Consider the following 5,467-nt stretch of genomic DNA (forward strand, 5'->3'; position numbering starts at 1 on the left):
AACCGGAGGCCGCCCGCGGCGGCTACCGCGAGGTCCTCGCCGACCGGCCCTACCTCGCGCTCACGGCCGCGAACTTCCTCATCGGCTTCGGGTACACCGCGCAGGCCATCGCGCTCCCGGTGTTCCTCACCCGCGACGTGGGCCTCCCCGACGCGCTCGCGGGCGCCGTGTTCGCCGCCAACACCGCGCTCGTGGCCGTCTTCGGCGTCCCCGTCGCCCGCGCCATGGCCCGGGCCCGCCGCGCCCGCGGGGCCGCCCTCGGGACCGTCGTCTTCGCGGTCTCCTTCGGGGCCTTCGCATTCCTGCCCGTCCTCGGCGGCGGCGCGGTCGCGGTGCTCGCGATCGCCGTCGTCTACACCGCCGGGGAGCTCATCCACTCCGCCCCGGCCCAGAGCCTCTCGGTCCAGGCCGCCCGCGACCACATCAGGGGCCGCTACCTGTCGGTGTACCAGCTGTCGTGGTCCCTGTGCCGCACCGTCGCACCCATGCTCCTCGGCCTCCTCCTCGACGCCGGGACCTGGCAGCTGTGGGCCGCGCTCGCCGCCGCCGTCCTCGCGGGTGGGCTGATCCTGCTGTGCACCGAGCGGTTCCTCCCCGCGACCACCGCTTTCAGCCGTTCGGCGGATACGTTGCGCACCCAGGCGGTCACGCAACCCGCGTAGCCTGAGAAGACGGCCCGTCGGCGACCGCCCCTCTCCGGAAGAAGGCACCCATGTCGAAACTCCTCGTCACCCTGCGCACCCCCGGCGACCGCGACGCCGTGCGCGACACCGGCGCGGAAGTCCTCGCCGAGTACCCCGACTCCCTGCTCGTCGCGACGACCGCGAGCCAGGCCCGCGACCTCGCCGACCGCGGCGTCGAGACCGCGCCGCTGCCCGAGCAGCCCGTCCAGACCGCCGGCGCCAGCTTCGAGTTCGCCGCCGCGCTCACCGCGCAGGAGAACGTGGCCATCGAGCCCGAGCCCGGCCGCACCGCGTACTGGCTCGTCAAGCTCATCGGCCCGCCCACCGCCGACTGGCTCGCCGAACTCACCGACGCGGGCGCCGAGATCCACGGCAGCCTCTCCGGGTTCACCCTCCTCGTCGGCGCGCTCCCCGAACGCGTGCAGGCGATCCGCGAACTCCCGCGCGTCGAGGAGGTCACCCCCTACCGGCCCGCCATGAAGATCTCCTCCAAGATCCACAACCGGCCCCGCCGCCAGCTCGACGCCGCCTACCTCGCCGCGGTCGACCCCGGCGACTTCGCCGACGACGACCTCCAGATGGTCGAGGTCTCCGTCTTCCCCGGCGAGGACACCACCGCACTGGCCCTCGGCATCCGCCGCTCCGGCGGGACCGTCCTCACCGTCCTGCCCTCCTCGGTCGTCGCCAGCCTGCCCCGCACCCTCATCGGCGACCTCGCCGACCTCCAAGGCGTGCAGGCGATCGTCCCCTACGCCTTCTCCCAGACCAGCAACGACCGCGCCGCCGCCGTCATGGGCGTCCCCGAGGGCCACGTATTCGCGGGCCTCCCGCTCACCGGCGCGGGCCAGATCGTCGCCGTCTGCGACTCCGGGCTCGACAACGGCGACCCCGAGACCGTCCACCCCGACGTGCGCGGCCGCATCGCCGGGATCTCCTCCTGGCCCACCCGGAACGTCCTCGCGCCCTTCACGAACGACCCGCCCTCCCACGACGACGGGCCCGCCGACATCGAGTCCGGCCACGGCACCCACGTCACCGGCTCCGTCCTCGGCAACGGGGAGGCCGCCCGCCTCGCCGGCGCCGGGCCCGTCCCCGCCGGGATCGCCCCCGGCGCGCAGGTCTTCTTCCAGGCCATCGCGCAGCGCATCCGCTGGAAGTCCCGCGCCGAACTCGCCGCCTCAGGACTCCAGCCCTTCACGTTCCCCTGGCCCCCGCCGGAGTCCGGGCTCTACGGCATCCCCGGCGACATCGCCGCGCTGTTCGCCGAGGCCTACGACGCCGGCGCCCGCGTCCACACCAACTCCTGGGGTGCGCCCCTCGCCGGGGAGTACAGCCAGAACGCCCGCTCCGTCGACGCGTTCACCTGGACCCACCCCGACATGCTCGTCCTTTTCGCCGCCGGCAACGACGGCGAGGACGCGAACGCCGACGGCCAGATCGACCGCGACTCCATGGGCTCGCCCGGCACCGCCAAGAACTGCCTCACCGTGGGCGCCACCGAGAACGACCGCCCCGCCGGCTCCGACCCCGCGCCCGGCCTCGACCGCAACTGGAGCGACTGGTCGGGCTACCCCAAGCTCGGCGCCGCCGGGCACGTCTCGGACAACATCGACGGCATGGCCGCGTTCTCCTCCCGCGGCCCCACCGACGACCTGCGCATCAAACCCGACGTCGTCGCCCCCGGCACCAACGTCCTCTCCATGCTCACCTCCGTCTACGACGGCGACGGCGAACCCCTGTGGGGACGCCTGCCCGAGGACCACCCGCTGCGCGACCGCTACTGCTGGAGCGGCGGCACCAGCATGGCCACCCCGCTCGTCGCCGGGGCCGCCGCGCTCGTGCGCCAGCGCCTCGCCGAAGCCGGGCACGTCGAGGACGGCCGCCGCCCCTCCGGCGCACTCCTCAAGGCGCTCCTGGTCAACGGCGCCGTCGCCATCCCCGGCCAGTACCCCGGCGAGATCCCCGCCGGACCCAACCCCGTCTCCGGGTTCGGGCGCGTCGACGTCGCCCAGGCCGTCGGCCCCGAGCAGCGCATCGGCTTCGCCGACGCCCCCGCCCACGCCGTCGCCACCGGCGAGATCCGCACCTTCCGCGTCCAGGCCGCCGAGGCGGGCGCGCCGCTCAAGGCCACCCTCGTGTGGACCGACGCGCCCTCCCTCGAAGGGCTCGGCGGGCTCGTCAACGAGCTGTACCTCCAGATCGAGACGCCCTCGGGGGAGATCCTGAACTGGGACGACAACCCCGTCACCCGCGTCACCAACAACGTCCAGCAGATCACCGTCGCCGCACCGGAAGCGGGCGCCTACACGGTCCGCGTCCGCGGAGTCTCGGTCACCCAGCACTCGCCCGGCGCCGCCCCCACCGGGGGCCTGCGGCAGGACTTCGCGCTGGCGGTCGCGAACGGCGCGCCGGAGGGCGGGGGAGCGGACGCGCTGTGGCCGATCGAGCCGGCTACGGCCGACTGACGTCCCGGCGGGTCATCGGGGGCCGGGACAGGATCTCGACGTAGACGATCCGCTCGTCCAGCACGTCGAGGACGAGCATCCCCTCGTCGGGGTCGAGCAGCACGTTCCGGTGCCCGGGCCCGTACGGCTCGCCGGGCGGGTGCGGGGCCGTCCGCAGGCTCTGGCAGAAGTCGTCCCCGCACCCGCACTCGGCCACGATCCGCAAGTCCCGCACCGTGATCGACAGGTACCGCTCGCCCTCGTCCTCCAGCAGCCGCACCAGCTCCGCGACGAGGTCCGGGTACACCTCGCGCAGCAGCGGGCCCTCGTCCTCCATGAGGCCGATTCTAGGACCGGACACGAGCCGCCATCGCTCCCGCGGCCCTCCTGTCGCACCCGCCGGGTACCGTGGACGGCCGACGAAGGGAGCCAGTTGACCGAAAGATCCGATCCGCCCTCCGAGGTCCTGCTCAGCAGTGTCCTGCTCATTGGTGGCCGCTCGGGGGTCGGCAAGTCCACCACCGCCTGGGCGGTCTCCAGCCGCCTCCAGGACCTCGGCGTCGCCCACGCCTTCATCGAAGGCGACTTCCTCGACCAGGTCCACCCCGCGCCGCCCGACGACCCGGCCCGCACGGAGATCACCGCCCGCAACCTCGCCTCCGTCTGGGGCAACTACCGCGACCTCGGCCGGACCCGCCTCGTCTACTGCAACACCGTCGCCGTCATCGAAGCCGACATGCTCACCGCCGCCATGGGCGGGACCGTGACCGCGATCGGCGCGCTCCTCACCGCGAGCGACGCCACCGCCGAGGCGCGCCTGCGGGGTCGCGAGATCGGCGGCGAGCTCGACGCCCACCTCAAGCGCAGCGCGTTCATGGCCGCCCACTTGGAGGAGCACGCCCCCGACTGGGTCCACCGCGTGCCCACCGACTACCGGGCCGTCCCCGAGATCGCCGAGGACGTCGTGCGGCTCACCGGCTGGGCCGCACCGTGATCGACCAGTTCTTCGCGCCGCTCGGGGCCCGCGCCCAGGCGCACGTCCGGGACCTCTCGGACGGGCGCGGGATCGGGGTGGGCGAGGACGAGCCGGTCATCCTCGTGTCCGTCGTCAAGCTCTTCATCGCCTGGGAGTTCCGCCGCCAGGTCGAGGAGGGTCTGGTCGACCCGGCCGCGATGGTCCGCGTGACGGCCGCCGACCGGCTCGGCGGTACCGGGACCGCCGGGTTCCGGTACGACAGCCAGATCAGCGTGTGGGACCTCGCCTCGCTGATGATGGAGGTCTCCGACAACTCCGCCGCCGACCTCGTCACCGCCCGCATCGGCGCCGGGTCCCTGCGGAGCCTCCCGGGCCGGTTGGGGCTCAAGGGCACCCGGCTCATCGGACCGCCGCGCGCCATCCTCGAAGACGTCGCCCGGGACCTCGACATCGCCGACCTCCAGGCCCTCGCGCACGTCCTCGACTCCGGCGCGGTCTCCACCGCCGACCTCCGCGCCACCAGCGCCTGGGACCCCGCCCGCACCAACGTCTCCACCTGCGCCGACCTCACCGCGTTCGCGCGCCACGTCTGGAACGGGCCCGCGCCGATCGCCGCCGACATGCGCACCTGGATGGGCCGCCAGCTCACCGGCGGGCGCCTCTCGCGCCTGGCCCCCAGCGACGTCGTCGTCCACGGCCGCTCCGGGTCGCTGCCGGGCTGGCTCAACGAGGTGTCCGTGTGGGAGTGGCCCGACGGGCGCCGCCACGCCATCGCCGTCTCCGCCCAGCCCACCAGGCGCAACTTCCGCGAGGTCGAACTCGCGATGAGCCGCGCCGCCCTCGCCCTCACCGAGGCCCTCGGCTAGTAGATCGAGCTCCACGGCCGCGGCGGGTCCGCCGGGTCGGTCTCGCCGGCCCGCTTCACCAGGGTCCGCATCCGCTGGTGCTGGCGCAGTAGCGCCGGGGCCTCTCGCATGAGCACGTTCCCCGCCGCCGTCAGCGCCACCTGCCCGCCGGAGCGGTCGAACAGCTCCGCGCCCAGCTCCTTCTCCAGCCGCCGGATGCGCTGGCTCAGCGGCGGCTGCTCCATGCCCAGCCGCTCGGCGGCCCGCCCGAAGTGACGTTCTTCACCGACCGCGAGGAAGCACTCCAGATGCCGCATGATGTCCACCGAGCCACGATATCAATCCGCATATGACCCCATAAGCGCGTTGATATTGGACAGGACGGACCCGTCCGGCTTGACTGTCGCGATGACCGAGAACCGATCACCGGCGCTGCGGCGCCGCAACCTCCTCAAGGGCACCGGCGTCGCCGCCGTCGCCGCGGCCGCCGCCGGGGGCGGCGTCGCCGCGGCCCAGGCC

The 5,467-nt window shown here is 73.9% G+C and carries 5 protein-coding genes and 1 pseudogene; 4 read left to right on the top strand and 2 right to left on the bottom strand.

The genetic code is table 11. From position 1 onward, the window contains the following. Both DI269_RS04655 and DI269_RS04660 read left to right on the top strand, forming a co-directional pair. Positions 1-662, top strand: a 662-nt coding sequence (locus DI269_RS04655) for an MFS transporter (protein ID WP_157974764.1), incomplete at its 5' end; no start/stop codon positions are given. Positions 663-712: 50 nt separating this feature from the next. Then, on the top strand, positions 713-3,148 hold the full coding sequence (locus DI269_RS04660) for a S8 family serine peptidase (RefSeq protein ID WP_112133958.1): 2,436 nt from the start codon (positions 713-715) through the stop codon (positions 3,146-3,148). Here DI269_RS04660 and DI269_RS04665 read toward each other — a convergent pair. Next, positions 3,135-3,464 carry a hypothetical protein gene (locus tag DI269_RS04665; RefSeq protein WP_115509833.1) on the bottom strand — a complete coding sequence of 110 codons (330 nt, stop codon included), beginning with the start codon at positions 3,462-3,464 and terminating at the stop codon, positions 3,135-3,137. The genes DI269_RS04660 and DI269_RS04665 overlap by 14 nt on opposite strands. Positions 3,465-3,560: 96 nt before the next feature. Between DI269_RS04665 and DI269_RS04670 the strand changes: the two genes are divergently transcribed. Further along, the gene (locus DI269_RS04670) at positions 3,561-4,121 is read left to right on the top strand and encodes a hypothetical protein (RefSeq protein WP_198667148.1); all 561 of its coding nucleotides are present in this window, start codon (positions 3,561-3,563) and stop codon (positions 4,119-4,121) included. After that, complete coding sequence (locus tag DI269_RS04675; protein ID WP_157974762.1) at positions 4,118-4,969, top strand: serine hydrolase; 852 nt, start codon at positions 4,118-4,120, stop codon at positions 4,967-4,969. The genes DI269_RS04670 and DI269_RS04675 overlap by 4 nt, the downstream gene beginning before the upstream one ends. Positions 4,970-5,010: 41 nt before the next feature. Here the strand turns inward: DI269_RS04675 and DI269_RS28560 are convergent. Continuing rightward, positions 5,011-5,265, bottom strand: a pseudogene (locus DI269_RS28560) (LysR family transcriptional regulator); the annotation flags it as partial. Positions 5,266-5,467 lie beyond the last annotated feature (202 nt).

This window comes from Glycomyces dulcitolivorans, from assembly GCF_003265355.1.
GTDB classification, from domain to species: Bacteria; Actinomycetota; Actinomycetes; order Mycobacteriales; family Micromonosporaceae; genus Glycomyces; species Glycomyces dulcitolivorans.

Bases quoted from the DNA above. Each gene is read 5' to 3' on its own strand.
- DI269_RS04660 (WP_112133958.1), top strand. From the start codon at position 713: ATGTCGAAACTCCTCGTCACCCTGCGCACCCCCGGCGACCGCGACGCC.
- DI269_RS04665 (WP_115509833.1), bottom strand. From the start codon at position 3,464: ATGGAGGACGAGGGCCCGCTGCTGCGCGAGGTGTACCCGGACCTCGTC.